At 60.9% G+C, this 17,947-nt stretch carries 21 protein-coding genes; 3 read left to right on the top strand and 18 right to left on the bottom strand.

Translation table 11 applies throughout. The annotated features are described in order from the left end of the window. Nucleotides 1-2: 2 nt before the first annotated feature. From rpsC to ISG32_RS14785, 17 genes are all read right to left on the bottom strand, one after another. Nucleotides 3-893 (bottom strand): 30S ribosomal protein S3, encoded by an 891-nt coding sequence (rpsC, locus tag ISG32_RS14865; protein WP_194771797.1) that lies wholly within the window; start codon nucleotides 891-893, stop codon nucleotides 3-5. 16 nt (nucleotides 894-909) lie between these two features. Next, entirely contained in the window at nucleotides 910-1,242 is a 333-nt protein-coding gene (gene rplV, locus ISG32_RS14860) for a 50S ribosomal protein L22 (RefSeq protein WP_123295387.1), read from the bottom strand. A gap of 9 nt (nucleotides 1,243-1,251) precedes the next feature. Then, complete coding sequence (gene rpsS, locus ISG32_RS14855; protein ID WP_047349368.1) at nucleotides 1,252-1,530, bottom strand: 30S ribosomal protein S19; 279 nt, start codon at nucleotides 1,528-1,530, stop codon at nucleotides 1,252-1,254. A 10-nt stretch (nucleotides 1,531-1,540) separates the two neighbouring features. Next, nucleotides 1,541-2,365, bottom strand: a complete 825-nt coding sequence (rplB, locus tag ISG32_RS14850; RefSeq protein ID WP_187722811.1) for a 50S ribosomal protein L2 — start codon at nucleotides 2,363-2,365, stop codon at nucleotides 1,541-1,543. 3 nt (nucleotides 2,366-2,368) lie between these two features. After that, on the bottom strand, nucleotides 2,369-2,704 hold the full coding sequence (rplW, locus tag ISG32_RS14845; RefSeq protein WP_194771796.1) for a 50S ribosomal protein L23: 336 nt from the start codon (nucleotides 2,702-2,704) through the stop codon (nucleotides 2,369-2,371). After that, nucleotides 2,701-3,321, bottom strand: a complete 621-nt coding sequence (rplD, locus tag ISG32_RS14840) for a 50S ribosomal protein L4 (protein WP_194771795.1) — start codon at nucleotides 3,319-3,321, stop codon at nucleotides 2,701-2,703. Before rplD ends, rplW begins: the two co-directional genes overlap by 4 nt. Continuing rightward, entirely contained in the window at nucleotides 3,321-3,995 is a 675-nt protein-coding gene (gene rplC, locus ISG32_RS14835) for a 50S ribosomal protein L3 (protein WP_194771794.1), read from the bottom strand. Before rplC ends, rplD begins: the two co-directional genes overlap by 1 nt. A 278-nt stretch (nucleotides 3,996-4,273) precedes the next feature. Then, entirely contained in the window at nucleotides 4,274-4,585 is a 312-nt protein-coding gene (rpsJ, locus tag ISG32_RS14830; protein ID WP_005796953.1) for a 30S ribosomal protein S10, read from the bottom strand. 25 nt (nucleotides 4,586-4,610) lie between these two features. Continuing rightward, entirely contained in the window at nucleotides 4,611-5,801 is a 1,191-nt protein-coding gene (gene tuf / locus ISG32_RS14825; RefSeq protein ID WP_194771793.1) for an elongation factor Tu, read from the bottom strand. Nucleotides 5,802-5,969: 168 nt separating this feature from the next. After that, complete coding sequence (gene fusA, locus ISG32_RS14820) at nucleotides 5,970-8,078, bottom strand: elongation factor G (RefSeq protein ID WP_194771792.1); 2,109 nt, start codon at nucleotides 8,076-8,078, stop codon at nucleotides 5,970-5,972. 164 nt (nucleotides 8,079-8,242) lie between these two features. After that, complete coding sequence (rpsG, locus tag ISG32_RS14815; protein ID WP_194771791.1) at nucleotides 8,243-8,716, bottom strand: 30S ribosomal protein S7; 474 nt, start codon at nucleotides 8,714-8,716, stop codon at nucleotides 8,243-8,245. Nucleotides 8,717-8,885: 169 nt separating this feature from the next. Beyond that, complete coding sequence (rpsL, locus tag ISG32_RS14810) at nucleotides 8,886-9,263, bottom strand: 30S ribosomal protein S12 (RefSeq protein ID WP_003059441.1); 378 nt, start codon at nucleotides 9,261-9,263, stop codon at nucleotides 8,886-8,888. A 297-nt stretch (nucleotides 9,264-9,560) separates the two neighbouring features. Continuing rightward, on the bottom strand, nucleotides 9,561-10,724 hold the full coding sequence (locus ISG32_RS14805) for a D-alanyl-D-alanine carboxypeptidase family protein (protein ID WP_194771790.1): 1,164 nt from the start codon (nucleotides 10,722-10,724) through the stop codon (nucleotides 9,561-9,563). Between the two features lie 76 nt (nucleotides 10,725-10,800). Further along, on the bottom strand, nucleotides 10,801-11,448 hold the full coding sequence (locus tag ISG32_RS14800; protein ID WP_194771789.1) for an alpha/beta hydrolase: 648 nt from the start codon (nucleotides 11,446-11,448) through the stop codon (nucleotides 10,801-10,803). A gap of 84 nt (nucleotides 11,449-11,532) precedes the next feature. Beyond that, nucleotides 11,533-11,904 (bottom strand): (2Fe-2S) ferredoxin domain-containing protein, encoded by a 372-nt coding sequence (locus ISG32_RS14795; RefSeq protein WP_194771788.1) that lies wholly within the window; start codon nucleotides 11,902-11,904, stop codon nucleotides 11,533-11,535. Between the two features lie 10 nt (nucleotides 11,905-11,914). After that, a complete protein-coding gene (locus ISG32_RS14790) occupies nucleotides 11,915-13,012 on the bottom strand; it encodes a VanZ family protein (protein WP_194771787.1) in 1,098 nt (365 codons plus the stop codon). A 24-nt stretch (nucleotides 13,013-13,036) separates the two neighbouring features. Beyond that, nucleotides 13,037-13,459: a CopD family protein gene (locus ISG32_RS14785; RefSeq protein ID WP_166309926.1), complete on the bottom strand. Its 423-nt coding sequence runs from the start codon at nucleotides 13,457-13,459 to the stop codon at nucleotides 13,037-13,039. Nucleotides 13,460-13,681: 222 nt separating this feature from the next. Between ISG32_RS14785 and loiP the strand changes: the two genes are divergently transcribed. From loiP to ISG32_RS14770, 3 genes are all read left to right on the top strand, one after another. Next, a complete protein-coding gene (gene loiP, locus ISG32_RS14780) occupies nucleotides 13,682-14,452 on the top strand; it encodes a metalloprotease LoiP (RefSeq protein WP_194771786.1) in 771 nt (256 codons plus the stop codon). Nucleotides 14,453-14,823: 371 nt separating this feature from the next. Then, nucleotides 14,824-15,834 (top strand): porphobilinogen synthase, encoded by a 1,011-nt coding sequence (hemB, locus tag ISG32_RS14775; protein WP_194771785.1) that lies wholly within the window; start codon nucleotides 14,824-14,826, stop codon nucleotides 15,832-15,834. Between the two features lie 63 nt (nucleotides 15,835-15,897). Next, nucleotides 15,898-17,160 carry a magnesium transporter CorA family protein gene (locus ISG32_RS14770; protein WP_194771784.1) on the top strand — a complete coding sequence of 421 codons (1,263 nt, stop codon included), beginning with the start codon at nucleotides 15,898-15,900 and terminating at the stop codon, nucleotides 17,158-17,160. A 35-nt stretch (nucleotides 17,161-17,195) separates the two neighbouring features. On the opposite strand, the gene ISG32_RS14765 is transcribed toward ISG32_RS14770, so the two are convergent. After that, entirely contained in the window at nucleotides 17,196-17,888 is a 693-nt protein-coding gene (locus ISG32_RS14765) for a dienelactone hydrolase family protein (RefSeq protein ID WP_194771783.1), read from the bottom strand. Nucleotides 17,889-17,947 lie beyond the last annotated feature (59 nt).

Raw genomic sequence — 17,947 nt, 5'->3', positions numbered from 1 at the left:
CTTTATTCTCCTTTGCCGTCCGCTGCTGTAGCGGGCGCGTCAGTCTTGCGAACGCGCTTAACGGCGGTTGCGTCGGTGCCACCGGCACCAGCGGGCTTGTCGCTGCCGTCAGCAGGAGCGGCGTTGGAGCCACCTGGACGACGGTTGCCGCCACGGCCTGCGCCTGGACGGCCATCACCACGACCATCACGGCCGTCGCGACGTGGACCACGTGGACGACGCTCTTCTTCAGGACGCGGTGTCTCTGCCACTGGCAGATCGTTGCGGCCCAGAGTGTCACCCTTGTAGACCCACACCTTCACGCCGATCACACCGTAGGTGGTCTTGGCTTCGGAGGTGCCGTAGTCGATGTCGGCGCGCAGGGTGTGCAGTGGCACACGGCCTTCGCGGTACCACTCGGTACGTGCGATTTCGATACCGTTCAGACGGCCGGACGACATGATCTTGATGCCCTGGGCACCCAGACGCATGGCATTCTGCATGGCGCGCTTCATGGCACGACGGAACATGATGCGCTTTTCGAGCTGCTGGGTGATCGAGTCAGCGATCAGCTTGGCATCGATTTCAGGCTTGCGCACTTCTTCGATGTTCACTGCCACTGGCACGCCCAGACGCGTCGCGAGTTCCTTCTTCAGGTTCTCGATGTCTTCGCCCTTCTTGCCGATCACGACGCCCGGACGAGCCGAGTAGATCGTGATGCGGGCGTTCTTGGCGGGGCGCTCGATCAGAACGCGCGAAACCGCGGCGTTCTTCAGCTTGGCCTTCAGGTACTCACGCACCTTGATGTCTTCGGCCAGCATGCCCGCGAAATCGCGGTTGCTTGCGTACCAACGGCTTGCCCAGTTGCGGCTAACTGCAAGGCGGAAGCCGGTTGGGTTGATTTTCTGTCCCATTTTCTTCCCTTAGGCCTTAGTTACCCACAGTCACGTACACATGGCACGTGGGCTTGCTGATGCGGTTACCGCGGCCCTTGGCGCGAGCGGTGAAACGCTTGAGTGTGGTGCCTTGCTCGACGTAGATGGTCTTGACGCGGAGTTCGTCAATATCAGCACCGTCGTTGTGCTCGGCGTTGGCGATTGCCGACTCCAGAACCTTCTTGATGATCACAGCAGCTTTTTTCTGTGTGAACTGCAAGGTGTTCAGAGCCTGATCAACCTTCTTGCCACGGATGAGATCCGCTACCAGGCGACCCTTGTCAACCGACAGACGGACGCCCCGGAGGACTGCACGTGTTTCAGACATGGTCGTTCCTTATTTCTTCTGGACTTTTTTGTCCGCGGGGTGACCCTTGAAGGTGCGCGTCAGGGCGAATTCGCCCAGCTTGTGGCCCACCATCTGGTCGGTAACATACACCGGCACGTGTTGCTTGCCGTTGTGCACGGCAATGGTCAGACCGATGAAATCGGGCAGAACCATGGAACGACGCGACCAGGTCTTGACTGGCTTCTTATCCTTGGTGGCGATGGCCTTTTCGACCTTGGCCAGCAAGTGATGGTCAACAAATGGGCCCTTTTTCAGAGAACGTGTCATTTGCTACCCCTTACTTCTTACGACGCGACACGATCATGGTCTGTGTGCGCTTGTTGTTACGGGTACGGTAGCCCTTCGTCAGGTTACCCCATGGGTCAACTGCGTGACGGCCTTCACCGGTACGACCTTCACCACCACCGTGCGGGTGATCGATTGGGTTCATTGCAGTACCGCGGACGGTTGGGCGGATACCCATCCAACGCTTCACACCGGCCTTGCCCAGTTGGCGCAGGCTGTGCTCTTCGTTGGCGACTTCACCGATCGTGGCGCGGCACTCGATGTGGATCTTGCGCACTTCGCCAGAGCGCATACGCACTTGAGCGTATGTGCCTTCGCGGGCCAGCAGCGTTGCCGAAGCACCTGCGGAACGGGCGATCTGGGCACCGGCACCGGGCTTGAGCTCGATGCAGTGGATGGTCGAACCCACCGGAATGTTGCGGATGGGCAGGGTGTTGCCGACGCGGATCGGGGCTTCCGAACCGGACAGCAGCGTTGCACCGACTTCAACGTTGCGAGGAGCGATGATGTAGCGACGCTCGCCGTCTGCATAGCACAGCAGAGCGATGTGCGCAGTACGGTTTGGATCGTATTCAACGCGTTCAACCTTGGCGGGGATACCGTCCTTGTTGCGCTTGAAGTCCACCACGCGATAGTGGTGCTTGTGACCACCGCCCTTGTGACGGGTAGTGATGTGACCGTTGTTGTTACGGCCAGCCTTCTGGAATTGTGGTTCCAGCAGAGCTGCGAACGGAGCACCCTTGTGCAGGTGATCACGTGTGACCTTCACCGTGCCACGTTGGCCCGGTGTCGTTGGTTTCAGCTTGATAACGGCCATGGTTTACGCAGCCTCCCCGGACAGGTTCAGCTCTTGACCTTCGTTCAGCAGCACATAAGCCTTGCGAACATTGTCGCGACGACCCATGGTCTTGCCAAAACGCTTGGACTTGCCCTTTGTGTTCACCACAGAAACGCCCTTGACCTCAACCTTGAACATCAGTTCAACGGCAGCCTTGATTTCAGGCTTGGTCGCGTTCTGCAGCACCTTGAATGTCACAGCGTTGGACTTTTCAGCAACCATGGTGGCCTTTTCGGACACGATGGGAGCGACCAACACTTGCATCAGTCGGCCTTCGTCGAAGGTGCGCTGTGCGGGAGTCGGATTAGTGCGGCTCATGCGAACATCTCCTTGAGCTTGTCGAGGGCACCCTTGGTGACGAGCACCTTCTTGTAGTGCACCAGCGACACCGGATCCGCATAACGTGGCTCGACGACGAACACGTTCTTCAGATTGCGGGAAGCGAGGTACAGGTTCTCGTCCACTTCGTCAGCAATCACCATCACGGATTGCAGGTTCATGGCCTTGAACTTGTCGGCCAGGACCTTGGTCTTGGGCGATTCGAGCTTGAGGGACTCGACCACGGCCAGACGACCGTCGCGGGCCAGCTGGGACAGGATCGAAGCCATACCGGCGCGGTACATCTTCTTGTTGATCTTCTGCGTGAAGTTTTCTTCAGGCAGATTCGGGAACACGCGACCACCCCCACGCCACAGTGGCGAGGAAGTCATACCGGCACGTGCGTTGCCAGTACCCTTTTGCTTGAAAGGCTTCTTGGTCGAGTGCTTGACCTGCTCGCGGTCCTTCTGGGCGCGAGTGCCTTGACGGCCGTTGGCGCGGAAGGCAACAACGATCTGGTGAACCAGGTCTTCGTTGTACTGACGGTCAAAAACGGTTTCGGGCACATCGATCTTCGATGCGGCCTGGCCTTGTTCATTCAGGAGTTCGAGCTGCATTAGTTCGCTCCTTTGGAAGCGGCTGCCTTGATGGCGGGACGCACTGTCACGAAGCCACCCTTGGAGCCCGGAACAGCGCCCTTGATCATGAGCAGTTGGCGTGCTTCGTCAATGCGAACCACGTCGAGGTTTTGGGTGGTGACGGTTTCGTCGCCGAGGTGACCAGTCATGCGCTTGCCAGGAAACACGCGACCTGGGTCCTGCGCCATACCGATCGAGCCAGGAACGTTGTGCGAACGGCTGTTACCGTGCGACGCGCGTTGCGAGGCCATGTTGTGACGCTTGATCGTGCCGGCGTAGCCCTTACCGATCGAAGTGCCTTGCACGTCGACCTTCTGGCCCACTGCGAACAGCTCTGCCACGGGCAGAGTTGCACCTGCGGCGTACTTGCCAGCAGTTTCAGCGGTCACGCGGAATTCACGGATCACTTCACCGGCTTCCACACCCGCCTTGGCGAGGTGACCGGCTTCTGGCTTGGTCACGCGAGATGCCTTGCGCGAACCGAATGTCACTTGCAGCGACACGTAGCCATCGTTCTCTTGGGTTTTCACCTGGGTCACGCGGTTGTTCGACACATCCACCACTGTGACAGGAATCGCATCCCCATCATCAGTGAACAGACGCATCATGCCCACCTTGCGGCCCAGCAACCCGAGGGAGTTGCTCAGACTCATTGATTTTCTCCAGTACTCCCGCCGCTCCGACTTCAATTGGCCAGAACGTTTGCACTCAAGTGCCAAGCACAATGTGCACGAAAGAAGGTTAATAAAACTCCACCTCTTGCCAGAGCCGGAACACTTGCGGATTCCGAAGCGGGCCTTTGCCGCGCAAAAACGCAGCAAAAAAGGCGAAGTCCAAAAGTATAACGCGGACTGCTTTTTCAAGCAAGCCCGCGTTATTCTGGTACGACGCTCTACCTTCGTCGTACCGTTTGCGCAACAACCTTAGTCGCTTATTGCAGCTTGATTTCCACGTCGACGCCGGCTGGCAGGTCGAGCTTCATCAGAGCGTCAACCGTCTTGTCAGTCGGATCAACGATGTCCATCAGACGCTGGTGCGTACGGATTTCCAGCTGGTCGCGGCTCGTCTTGTTGACGTGGGGCGAACGCAGGATGTCGAAACGCTTCATGCGTGTCGGCAGGGGCACTGGACCCTTGACGATCGCGCCGGTGCGCTTGGCGGTATCAACGATTTCGGCTGCGGACTGATCGATCAGCTTGTAGTCGAATGCCTTCAGGCGGATGCGGATTTTTTGCTTGGACATTTTGTAATTCCTGGTTGTTCAAGAATTACGCAATGATCGTGGCAACCACACCGGCGCCGACAGTACGGCCACCTTCGCGGATGGCGAAACGCAGACCTTCTTCCATGGCGATCGGAGCGATCAGCTTCACGGTGATGGACACGTTGTCACCAGGCATGACCATTTCCTTGTCGGCTGGCAGCACGATGGAGCCGGTCACGTCAGTCGTACGGAAGTAGAACTGTGGACGGTAGTTGTTGAAGAACGGAGTGTGACGGCCGCCTTCGTCCTTCGACAGAACGTACACCTCAGCGGTGAATTCCGTGTGTGGCTTGATCGAACCGGGCTTGCACAGCACTTGGCCGCGCTCGACGTCTTCGCGCTTCGTGCCGCGCAGCAGCAGACCCACGTTGTCGCCAGCTTGACCCTGGTCCAGCAGCTTGCGGAACATTTCCACGCCAGTGACGGTGGTCTTCTGGGTGTCCTTGATACCGACGATTTCGATTTCTTCGCCGACCTTGACGATACCGCGCTCGATACGGCCTGTCACCACGGTACCGCGACCGGAGATCGAGAACACGTCTTCGACTGGCATCAGGAACGCGCCGTCCACTGCACGCTCAGGCGTGGGGATGTAGCTGTCCAGAGCTTCTGCCAGACGCAGGATGGCGGGCTCGCCCTTGTCGGACTGGTCGCCTTCGAGAGCCAGCTTAGCCGAACCACGGATGATCGGGGTGTCGTCGCCTGGGAAGTCGTACTTGTCGAGGAGTTCGCGAACTTCCATTTCGACCAGCTCGAGCAGCTCTTCGTCATCGACCATGTCGCACTTGTTCAGGAACACGATGATGTAAGGAACGCCAACCTGACGGGCCAGCAGGATGTGCTCGCGGGTCTGGGGCATTGGGCCGTCAGCAGCGGAGCAGACCAGGATCGCGCCGTCCATCTGGGCAGCGCCGGTGATCATGTTCTTCACATAGTCGGCGTGACCTGGGCAGTCCACGTGAGCGTAGTGACGGCCGTTGGTTTCGTACTCGACGTGAGCGGTGTTGATCGTGATGCCGCGGGCCTTTTCTTCGGGCGCAGCGTCGATCTGGTCGTAAGCCTTGGCTTCGCCGCCAAACTTCTTCGACAGAACGGTAGCGATAGCGGCCGTCAGCGTGGTCTTGCCGTGGTCAACGTGACCGATGGTACCGACGTTGACGTGCGGCTTGGTCCGTTCAAACTTTTCTTTTGCCATTTTTTTCTCCAAAAAGAGCGGTGTGCGTGTTCAGGTTTAACGTCTGCACCCGATTGCTTGATCGTCCCGCACGCAGCAACAGGACGGCACCGGATCGCAGATTGCAAAAATTTTGCGAATTCTGCTCTGAACACCCAGCCACCGGCCGGGCGTCCAGAAAAGCGTCAATTACTTGGCGCGTGCTGCAACGATGGCTTCGGCCACGTTGCGAGGAGCTTCGGCGTAGTGCTTGAACTCCATCGTGTAGGTAGCGCGGCCTTGCGTTTGCGAACGCAGCGACGTTGCGTAGCCGAACATTTCCGACAGTGGCACTTCCGCCTTGATGGCCTTGCCGCCACCAACCATGTCTTCCATGCCCTGCACCATGCCGCGGCGGGACGACAAGTCACCCATCACGGTACCGGCGTAGTCTTCTGGCGTTTCCACTTCCACGGCCATCATTGGCTCGAGGATCACGGGGTTGGCCTTGCGAGCAGCTTCCTTGAAACCGAAGATGGCGGCCATCTTGAACGCCATTTCGTTCGAGTCCACGTCGTGGTACGAACCGAAAGTCAGAGTGACCTTGACGTCCACAACGGGGTAGCCCGCCAGCACGCCGGAAGTCAGCGCTTCGATCACGCCCTTTTCCACCGCAGGGATGTATTCGCGAGGAACCACACCGCCCTTGATGGCGTCGACGAATTCAAAGCCCTTGCCGGCTTCTTGCGGCTCGACGGTGAACACGACGTGACCGTACTGACCCTTACCACCGGATTGGCGAACGAACTTGCCGTCCACGTCTTCGACCTTCTTGCGGATGGTTTCGCGGTAGGCCACTTGGGGCTTGCCCACGTTGGCTTCCACGTTGAATTCACGCTTCATGCGGTCAACGATGATTTCCAGGTGCAGCTCGCCCATGCCGGCGATGATGGTCTGACCGGATTCTTCGTCGGTACGCACGCGGAAGGACGGATCTTCTGCAGCCAGACGCGACAGAGCGATACCCATCTTTTCCTGGTCGGCCTTCGACTTGGGTTCCACGGCCTGTGCGATCACAGGCTCAGGGAACACCATGCGCTCGAGCACGATGGGGTTGGCGACGTCGCACAGCGTTTCGCCGGTCGTCACGTCCTTCAGGCCCACGCAGGCAGCGATGTCGCCGGCGCGGATTTCGTCCACTTCCACGCGATCGTTCGCCTGCATCTGCACGATACGGCCGATGCGTTCCTTCTTGCCCTTGGTCGAGTTGAACACGGTGTCGCCCTTGGTGAGAACGCCCGAGTACACACGCACGAAGGTCAGCTGACCCACGAACGGGTCGGTCATCAGCTTGAATGCCAAAGCGGAGAAAGACTCGTTGTCGTCAGCCTTGCGCGACAGCTTCTTCTCTTCGTCTTCAGGATCGGTACCTGCAACGTCAGGAATGTCGACTGGCGATGGCAGCAGATCGAGCACGGCGTCCAGCATGCGCTGCACACCCTTGTTCTTGAACGCGGAACCGCACAGCATCGGCTGGATTTCGGTGGCGATCGTGCGCTGACGCAGACCGGCGATGATTTCCTGCTCGGAGAGCTCGCCCTCTTCCAGGTACTTGTTCATCAGCTCTTCGCTGGCTTCAGCCGCAGCTTCCACCATGCCTTCGCGCCACTTGTTGGCCACGTCGACCAGCTCAGCAGGGATGTCGCGGTATTCGAACTTCATGCCCTGGGAAGCTTCATCCCAGTAGATCGCCTTCATCTTGAGCAGGTCGACCACGCCTTCGAAGTTGTCTTCAGCACCGATTGGCACCACGATTGGCACAGGATTGGCCTTCAGGCGCAGCTTCATCTGGTCCACGACCTTGAAGAAGTTGGCACCGGTACGGTCCATCTTGTTCACGAAGGCCAGACGAGGCACCTTGTGCTTGTTGGCCTGACGCCACACGGTTTCCGACTGTGGCTGCACGCCACCCACGGCGCAATACACCATCACGGCGCCGTCCAGCACGCGCATGGAACGTTCCACTTCAATCGTGAAGTCCACGTGACCGGGGGTGTCGATGATGTTGATGCGGTGGTCTGGGCGGGACATGTCCATGCCCTTCCAGAAGCAGGTCACGGCAGACGATGTGATCGTGATGCCGCGCTCTTGCTCCTGCTCCATCCAGTCGGTGGTGGCAGCGCCGTCATGCACTTCGCCCAGCTTGTGGGTCACGCCGGTATAGAACAGGATACGTTCCGACGTTGTGGTCTTGCCTGCGTCGATGTGCGCAGAGATACCAATATTGCGATAGCGCTCGATGGGGGTTTTGCGAGCCATGATGAATCCTTGGGTTAGATCGGTTATTCAAGAACCAGCGTTCGCATATGCGAGCGACGGCTCCGTCTTCAAGGGGTCTGAATCCACGCAAGGCCGCACATGCAAAAACACGGCGGCCTTTATGGCATCGGGAGATGACCCCCCGATGACTTCCGATCGAATAATTAGAAGCGGAAGTGGCTGAATGCCTTGTTGGCTTCGGCCATGCGGTGCACTTCGTCACGGCGCTTCATCGCGCCGCCACGGCCTTCGGTCGCCTCGACCAGCTCGTTGGCCAGACGCTGAGCCATGGACTTCTCACCACGCTTGCGAGCGGCTTCCTTGATCCAGCGCATCGACAGCGCCAGACGACGCACAGGGCGCACTTCCACTGGAACCTGGTAGTTCGCACCGCCAACGCGACGCGACTTCACTTCGACCATCGGCTTCACATTGTTGATGGCCGTGACGAACACTTCCAGAGGATCCTTTTCTGGAGACTTCTTGGCGATCAGGTCGAGAGCACCGTAAATGATGCGCTCTGCAACAGCCTTCTTGCCGCCTTCCATGATCACGTTCATGAATTTGGACAGCTCTACGTTGCCGAACTTTGGATCCGGCAGAATTTCACGTTTGGGGACTTCGCGACGACGTGGCATTTTTTCACCTCTATCTTTGCTTCAGTTGGCGTCTTTTCAGACACCGCGAGAGCCAAAACTGGACTCCCACTTACTCGACCCACACAAAACATTTGCGCTTCGGGTCACTACGCTCTATCTCGCGCCACGCGGGATACAGCACCTACTAATTCGTTCAAAAAACCAGGGCTTACTTGGCCTTTGGCTTCTTGGCACCGTACTTCGAACGGGCTTGCTTGCGATCCTTGACGCCTTGCAGGTCAAGCGAACCGCGCACGATGTGGTAACGCACACCTGGCAAGTCCTTCACACGGCCGCCGCGCACCAGCACGACGCTGTGCTCTTGCAGGTTGTGGCCTTCACCGCCGATGTACGAGATGACCTCGAAACCATTGGTCAGGCGAACCTTGGCAACCTTACGCAGAGCGGAGTTTGGCTTCTTAGGCGTCGTGGTGTACACGCGGGTGCACACGCCACGGCGCTGTGGGCAGTTTTCCATAGCAGGGCTCTTGGATTTAACAACTTCGACCGTGCGGCCCTGACGCACGAGTTGGTTAATGGTTGGCATTAAAAATGTCCCTAAACGTGAATTTGCTTCGTGAAAGCAAAAGGTTTATCCGCCCAGTTTCCCTCGTCAAAGGACTGAAAGCGAAAACGTGAATCCCTTCGGAATTTCCGAAAAGCCTTCTAATGTATCAGCTTGGCGATTTTCAAGCAATCGTTGTTGCATTTCACCCCCGCATCCCATTCGCTGCTGGCACCGCGAAAACAACAATGCCCACCGGTTTCGCGGTGGGCATAGGCTTGCAGGCTGCTTGCCCGCCTGTTCTCTTGCTCCTCCATCAGGAGCAAACAAGTCTCGGGGTCACTTGATCCACAGCCGGATCGCATCCCAGGCACGGCCGAAGATGCCTGCCTGCGGCACGTCTTCCAGAGCCTCCAGAGGCACGGAGCCGACCTGCTGATCACCCAGCATGACCTTGAGTGTACCGATCTTCTGGCCCTTGGTGAACGGGGCGATCAGTGGATCCTGACGCTCGATCTGCGTCGTCACCTTGCCGGCACTGCCCGATGGCACGGTGATCACGATGGCTTCCGGACGGCCGATCTTGATCTTGTTGAGCGTGCCCTTCCAGACGTCCGGCGTCGCTGCGGGAGCGCCGGCGTCGAACAGCTTGACGGAGTCGAACGCGGTGTAGCCCCAGTTCAGCAGTTTCTGCGATTCGTTGGCACGGGCGGATTCGCTGTTGGTGCCGAGCACGATGGAGATCAGGCGACGCTGGCCGACATTCGGAAAGTCGCGCTTGGACGTGGCCACCAGGCAATAACCGGCGGCGGCGGTATGACCGGTTTTCAGGCCATCGACGGTCGGGTCACGGAACAGCAGCGAGTTGCGGTTGTAGCTGTTGGACTCGGGCGTGCCGGGATAGCGGTAGTTCTTGGTCGAGTAGTAGTGCATGTACTCCGGGAAGTCCTTCATCAGCCGCTGCGAGAGCGTCGCCAGATCGCGCGCGGTGGTGAGGTGACCGGGGGCGGTCAGGCCTTCCGGGTTCATGTACTTGGTGTTGGCCATGCCAAGCGCCTTGGCCTGCTCGTTCATGAGGCGCACGAAGTTCTCTTCGCTGCCGCCCACGCCTTCGGCCAGCGCCATCGAGGCGTCGTTGCCGGACTGGATGATCATGCCGCTGATCAGGTCGTTGAACTTCACCTGCATCTTGGGGTCGATGAACATGCGCGAGCCGGGCATCTTCCAGGCCTTGACGCTCACCGGCAGGGTCTGCTCGAGGCTGACCTTCTTGGCGCGCAGCGCGTCGAACACCACGTAGGCCGTCATCAGCTTGGTGAGCGAAGCGGGCTCGATCTGCGCATCGATGTCCTTGGCGGCGAGCACCTGGCCGGCGGTCACGTCCACCAGCAGGTAATTGCGCGCGGCGATTTCCGGTGGTTGGGGGACCTGGGCCAGCGCCAGCGTGGGGACCAGCAGGGCAGCGCATGCGAGGTTTCGCATCGTGGACAGAACAGACTTCATGGGATCAGGCAATCGGAAACAAAAACAAAAACGAAATGGAGTGAGCCTGGCCCGCGGCAGGCACGGGCCGCAGTGCTCACAGCGCAGAAGCGGAACGCAGATGCCTCAGCACCAGCCCCTTGAGAAGCGGCAATTGTCCGTGAAAGAAATGACCGCCCCCGGGAACGACGGTAACCGGGAGTATCTGAGGCCGCGCCCAGTCCATGACCGAGGACAGCGACACGGTATCGTCCGCCTCTCCATGAACGATCAGCGAGCGCTCGTGAAGTTCCTGCGGAATCGGCGCCACCTTGAATCGGCTTGCGGCCGTGCCGACGAACACGATCTGCTCGATCCGGCGCGAAGTGGCCAGCTTTTCGACCGCGTGGCTGGTGACGAAGGAGCCGAACGAGAAACCGGACAGCGCAATCGGCCCTTCGGGCGCCACCTGTTCGATAACGGCCAGCAGATCGTCAAGCTCTCCCGCGCCGTTGTCGTGCACACCCTCGGTCGCGCCGACGCCGCGGAAATTGAAACGCACCGTCGTCCAGCCGCTTTGCACGAAGGCGCGCGCCAGCGTCTGCACGACCTTGTTGTCCATGGTGCCGCCGAACAGCGGATGCGGATGGGCGACGATGGCGATGCCGCGCGGCGCGGCATCCGCAGCCAGAACGGCCTGATCGCGCAGGGCTTCAATGGAGCCCATGGGGCCGGTCAATGTCAGGCGTTCGGTTTGAGCGTTCACGTCAAGCTACCGTTGAGAGAGGGCCACGCCGCGCGTTGGGCGTGACAAAACACAGAATCGGGGCGGGTGCGACGGGCGGCGCGGTCAGCGGCCGACATCGGGCGGGGTCAGAAGTCGCTCGACCACCTTGCCGTTCTTGAGATGCGATTCGACGATCTCGTCGATGTCGCTCTCGTCGACGTAGGTGTACCAGGTCTCTTCGGGGTAGACGACCGCGATCGGCCCACCTGCGCAGCGGTCCAGACAGCCCGCCTTGTTGACCCGCACCTTGCCGGGGCCCGCGAGGCCCGCGGCCTTGACGGCGGACTTGCAGCGGTCGAACGCGCCCTGTGCACCGTGGTGCGCGCAGCTCTCCTCGCCGTTCTGACGGTCGTTCAGGCAAAAGAAGATGTGACGCTGGTAGTAGCCAGCCTTGGAGCCCATCTTCGCGTCCGTTGTCTTGGTGCTGTCGGTCATGCGGGGAATTCTAGGCCTCATCACTGCGCCGCGACACTCTCATCACCACATACACCAGTGCAGCATAAGGCCAGATCCAGCCCAGCCATTGCGCCACGCCGTAGAAACGGATGAAGCGCCCCTGCTCCCAGGCCTGCAGCATCTGCGCGAAATAGGCGCTCGCGGGGGCCTGGTTGAGCAGATTCAGATGCAGCATCAGCGCCAGCAGCAGCAGCGCCGCGCAGACCCGGCGCGGCACGAGCACCAGTGCCATCGCCAGGGTGATTCCAAGGCCCATGCCGATACGCGTCGGCATGCTCTGCCATTCCCATGCATGGCTTGGTCCGTAGCTGAGCAGGAAGGTGAGCGCGGTGACCCCGACGCCCACCACCGCCGTCACGAGCGTGAAGATCGCACGCCGCGCCACGCCGCGAATGATGCAGTAACCCAGCAGGCAGGGAATCAGAATGCCCAGCATCACGGCCAGCAGCTCCCGCCCCGGCGACAGCGGCTCCAGCACGTCGTCGGTGACGGGCAGCCATTCGATGAAGGGCGTGTCGGAAAACCATTCCGTGAGCGCCATCTCGAGCCGCTCCCACATCTGCCCGAGCCCGAACGGCACCGACGCCGGAAACAGCAGCGCGATCGGCCACATCGCGAGCAGCACCAGCGCGCCGCGCGCCTGCGGCACGAACCAGCGCTCGCGAAAACGACTCCAGCGCGAGATCGCACCGAGCTTCTCCAGCAGCGCGGCGAGCAGCGCACCGATCAGCGTACCCGCCGCGTTGAGCACCAGATCCATGTTGGACGGCACGCGGCGCGGCAGGTAGATCTGGGTGAACTCCATGGCGAGCGACAGCAGCGTGCCCGCCAGAAACGCCACGGGCACTGCCGAGCGCGTCCAACCGGTGCGCAGCAGCGCCAGCGCCAGCAAAAAACCGAGCGGCGCATAGCCCGCGATGTTGGTGTTGACGTCAAACCAGGTCCAGTACGGCGGCGGAATTCGGGCGAACAGAAAGACCCGTGGATCCACGCCCTGCGAACGCCAGCCGTCGAACGGAAACAGGCTCGCAAAGACAATCAGCGCCGCATAGATCAGCGCAAGAGGCCAGGCGGATGTCTTGTGCATGTCCGTGAATGCCCGGCTGCGTCGTCAGAACGGCTTGAGCACCACCAGCAACACGGCACCGAGCAGCAGGAACACGGGCACCTCGTTGAACCAGCGGAACCATACATGCGAACGTGTCGACTGACCGCTCGCGATCTTGCGCAGCAGCACGGCACAGGCGTGGTGATAGCCGATCACCAGCAGCACGATGAACAGCTTGGCGTGCATCCAGCCCTGCCCCCGCCCGATGCCGTAACCCAGCCAGAGCCACAGCCCGAGGCCCAGCGCCGGAACGGCGATCATCGTGGTGAAACGCAACAGCTTGCGCGCCATGAGCAGCAGCCGCTCACGCTCGGCCAGCGAGCCGGGCGTGACCATCGCGAGATTCACAAAGATGCGCGGCAGATAGAACAGCCCCGCAAACCAACTGGCGATAAAGACGATGTGAAAGGCTTTGACCCAGAGCATTGGAGCAGTGTAAGCCAGCCCGGGTTTGCATTTGCACACTTTCAGATGCGAAAAGTCATGTCAGCAGCCGCCGGAACGCGCCCGCCATTGCCCCTCGGTGCCGCCCACGGCATTCAAGGCCTCACGGACGAAGCGATATCCGCGATAACAATTGGAAACCACAATGGAATAGACAACGGCTATGATTTATTACATCGATTCACATCAAGGCGGAGATAGCAGATGAAAAAACGTTTGATCACAGCACTGGCACTGACCAGCGGTCTGGCTCTCACGGGTTGCGACACCCTGAGTTCGGGCAACCTCGGCGGCATGATCGAAGGCGGCTCGTCGGCCATGAAGGCCATGAGCCTGTCGGATTCCGACATCGTCACGCTCTCCAACGAGTCGTGTGAAGCCATGGACGCGAAGAGCCAGATCGCGCCCGCCGGCAGCAAGTACACCCAGCGCCTGAATAAGGTGATCTCGGGCATGCCCGGCACCATCAATGGCAAGAAGGCCGTCTACAAAGTCTACATGACCAACGACGTGAACGCCTGGGCCATGGCCAACGGCTGCATCCGCGTCTACAGCGGTCTGATGGACCTGATGAACGACGACGAACTGCGCGGCGTGATCGGCCACGAAATCGGCCACGTCGGCCTCGGCCACAGCAAGGCCCGCATGCAGACCGCCTACGCCGCGTCGGCGGCCCGCACCATCGCCGCCAGCTCGGGCGGTGCCGTGGCGGCGCTGTCGCGCTCGCAGGCGGGTGATCTGGCCGAAAAGGTCATCAACGCCCAGTTCTCGCAATCGCAGGAATCGGCGGCTGATGATTACTCGTTCGACCTGCTGACCGAAAAGAAGATGAACCGCCAAGGCCTCGTGACCGCCTTCCAGAAGCTGGCCAAGCTGAGCGGCGGCAGCAGCGGCGCCAGCTCCATCATGAGCTCGCACCCACCATCCGAAGCACGCGCCAAGCGCATGCAGGATCGTCTGGACGGCAAGAAGTAAAAACGCCGAACTGACCGGAATTTGATTGCGGCGCATTCCTGACCGGGAATGTGCCGAAACCGTTGCACAGCACTACAGCCCTGTTTCGATTTCTACGGATTGGATTGAGCGAGGTAGTGACTCCTTTGGCGTCCCCAATTGCTTGGGGACGCCATTTTTTTGTTTTCGCTTTTGTTGTGCGAGGCTTTGGGCTTCGATGGCTGGTCTTGCCTTTGGCGTATTGGTATGGACCAGAGAGCTCAGCTCGCTTCATTGGTCTGCGGTTGAATGCGGGAGAAGAAGCCCTCTTTTGCCTTTGTTTTGAGTGCTGCTTTCCACAGGTCAAAACATCGTGCCGACACCCTCTACTCAATGTGGAGCACAATTTCGGCATGCATCTCTCCAATCCGACTCCATTTCCGATCAACCGTCCGCGCCGTCTGCGCCGCGACGCCTTCACCCGCAACCTGGTGCGCGAGAACGCGCTTTCGCCGCATGATCTGATCTATCCGGTGTTCGTGCATGAGGGCACGAACAAGCGCGTGGCTGTGCCGTCCATGCCGGGAGTGGATCGCCTGAGCCTGGATCTGCTTCTGCCCGTGGCCGAGGAGTGCGTGAAGCTCGGGATTCCGGTGCTGTCGCTGTTTCCCTCGATCGAGCCGGAACTCAAGACGCCCGACGGCAAGGAAGCGCTGAACCCCGACGGCCTGATTCCGCGCGTGGTGCGCAAGCTGAAGGCTGAGTTCCCCGATCTGGGCGTGCTCACCGACGTGGCGCTCGACCCCTACACCAGCCACGGCCAGGACGGTCTGCTGGACGAAACCGGCTACATCATCAACGACGACACGGTCGAGATCCTCGTCGGCCAGGCGCTGGCGCACGCCGACGCGGGCGTGGACATCGTCGCGCCCAGCGACATGATGGACGGCCGCATCGGCGCGATCCGCGAGGCGCTCGAGTCGCATGGCCACATCCACACCCGCATCATGGCCTACAGCGCCAAGTACGCAAGCGCGTTCTACGGCCCGTTCCGCGACGCGGTGAACACGCGCGGCGCGCTGGGCAAAGCCGACAAGAACGTCTACCAGATGGACCCCGGCAACTCCGACGAGGCGCTGCGCGAGGTGGCAATCGATCTGGCCGAAGGTGCGGACATGGTGATGGTCAAGCCCGGCATGCCGTATCTGGACATCGTTCGCCGCGTCAAGGACGAATTCCACGTGCCCACCTTCGCCTACCAGGTCAGCGGCGAATACGCCATGATCAAGGCCGCCGCCGCCAACGGCTGGCTGGACCACGACAAGGTGATGATGGAAGCGCTGCTGGCCTTCAAGCGCGCCGGTGCAGACGGCGTCCTGACCTATTTCGCGATTGACGCCGCGAAGCTGATGAAGAGCGCCTGAGTCAACACGGTCTTCAGGCGTGTTGTCGATCTCCACACGCTCTCAGCGCCTTCCCGGGCCACAATGGGGGCTGCGCATTTATTGCCGGAGCCCCCGTTGTCTGAACAGAATCCCGCAGCCTTCCGCGTTTTCCATGTCCGTCCCGGCATGCCCGCGCACGAGCTTTTCGAGTTGCCGACCGCAGCGCCGGAGGGCGGATTCTTCTGGATCGCCTGCACGCGCAGCTTTCTGAGCGAACACCTGCAGCGCGCCCAGACCACGGTGCAGGCCGTCACCGGACAACAGATCGTGGATCTGCACGTCTCCGACCTGCTCAACGCGCAGCTCCCCTCCCACTACGACTACACCTCGCAGTACGACATGCTGGTGTTCCGGCGGCTGGCGATGAACAGCAAGCAGACGACCGCCGTCCCGGCCGATCCTCACGACCGGCAGGGCGAAACACCCGGCCCCGCCACGCCGGCGCTGCGCCGCATCCGCACCAGCGCCGTGGGCTTCGTCGTTTTCGATCAGCTGCTGTTCTCGGTGCATCCGGACGACTGCACGGTGCGCGACGCCTATGCGACGCGGCTGCTGGCACTCCAGACGAATGGCGTGGCCAATGGAACAGCGCCGCCGCCCGTGGCCGACGCCCCCATCAGCAACCTGCCGCAGGAAACCCGGCAGCGCGACCTGCGCGCCGGCCCGATCACCGCGCCGCGCATGCCCACCAGCCCCGCCGACGTCATGCTGCGCGTGGTGAATCTCATCGTCGACGGGTATCTCGACCTGCGCCGCGAACTCTCGCGCCAGCTCGATCACTGGCAGGTCGAGCTGCTGCGCCCGAGGGCCCGGGGCATCAACTGGACCGCGCTGCTCGAATCGCGTCTGGCATTGCACCAGCTCGACGAAATCTGCGAAGACCAGCGCACCGCCGTGCAGGACTGGATCGACGCTCTGGAAGGCTGGCCGGTGCCGGAAACCTCCGTGGCCGTGCGCGAAGTCGAGCTGCTCAAGGTCCGCAGCCGGGACGTGCTGGAGCACATCGAGCGCGTGGTCCACCACGTGCGCCGCCTCGAGCAAAGCGCGGAGACGGCCGTGCAGATGCATTTTTCGCTGCAGAGCAACCGCACCAACGACATCATGCGCACGCTCACCGCGCTGACCGCCGTGTTCCTGCCGCTGAACCTGATCGCGGGCATCTTCGGCATGAACTTCGAGTTCATCCCGTTCCTGCACGTCAAACAGGGCTTCTGGTGGGCGATCAGCACCATGGCGCTGATCGCCCTCGGGCTCACGCTGCTGTTCTGGCGCAAGCGCTATCTGGCACGCACCGGACAAGGCTGAACGGGCGGCGCCGTGCCTGCCGACGCGAAAGCGCTTCAGCCAACGTGCTTGGCGAAGAACGCCTGCGTGCGCTCGTCGGCCAGCTTCGACGCCGCCGCATCGAACGAGCCGCGTTGATCGCAATTGAAACCGTGGTCGGCCGCGTACAGATGCACCTCGATCTCGGGGTGCGCCTGCTCGAGCGCCTTCACGCTGCCCACCGAAATGTGCGCATCCTTGTCGCCAAAGTGCGCAAGCAGCGGCACCTTGGGCTGGCGGGCGATTTCGGCGGGAGTGGTCACTCCGCCGCCGTAGTAGGGCACGGCTGCCGAAAGGCCGTTCAACGTGGCCGCCGCGCGCCACGTCAGCAGGCCGCCCCAGCAGAAGCCGAAGAGGCCGACCTTCTTGCCGCCCGATTCCTTGGCGGCGTAGTCAATGGCGGCCTGAATGTCAGGCATCACGCCCGGTGCCGGAAGCGCCTCGGTACGGGCCTTGAGGTCCATGCCGGCCTTCATGTCGTCGCCGGTATAGCCCAGTTCCACGTCCTTCTGCACGCGGGTGAAGGTGGCCGGCGCGACCACCAGATAGCCGCGCGCGGCCCAGCGGTCGGCAACCGAGCGGATGTGCGAGTTCACGCCGAAGATTTCCTGCAGCACCACCAGCGCCCCGCGCGGCGCGCCCTCGGGCTTGGCGACGTAGGCTGGAGCGGTAAAGCCATCGGCTGACGTGAGATTGGTGAAAGCGCCCATTTGGCAAGTCTCCGGATGATTGAAAAATAGGGGGGCGATGCGCGTGAGTCGATAAAACC

Origin of the sequence: Diaphorobacter caeni (assembly GCF_015354245.1) — a bacterium.
In the GTDB taxonomy this organism is placed as follows: Bacteria; Pseudomonadota; Gammaproteobacteria; order Burkholderiales; family Burkholderiaceae_C; genus Diaphorobacter_A; species Diaphorobacter_A caeni.
The sequence above is the reverse complement of the archived record's forward strand: the minus strand, read 5'-3'. Positions and strand labels throughout refer to the sequence as shown.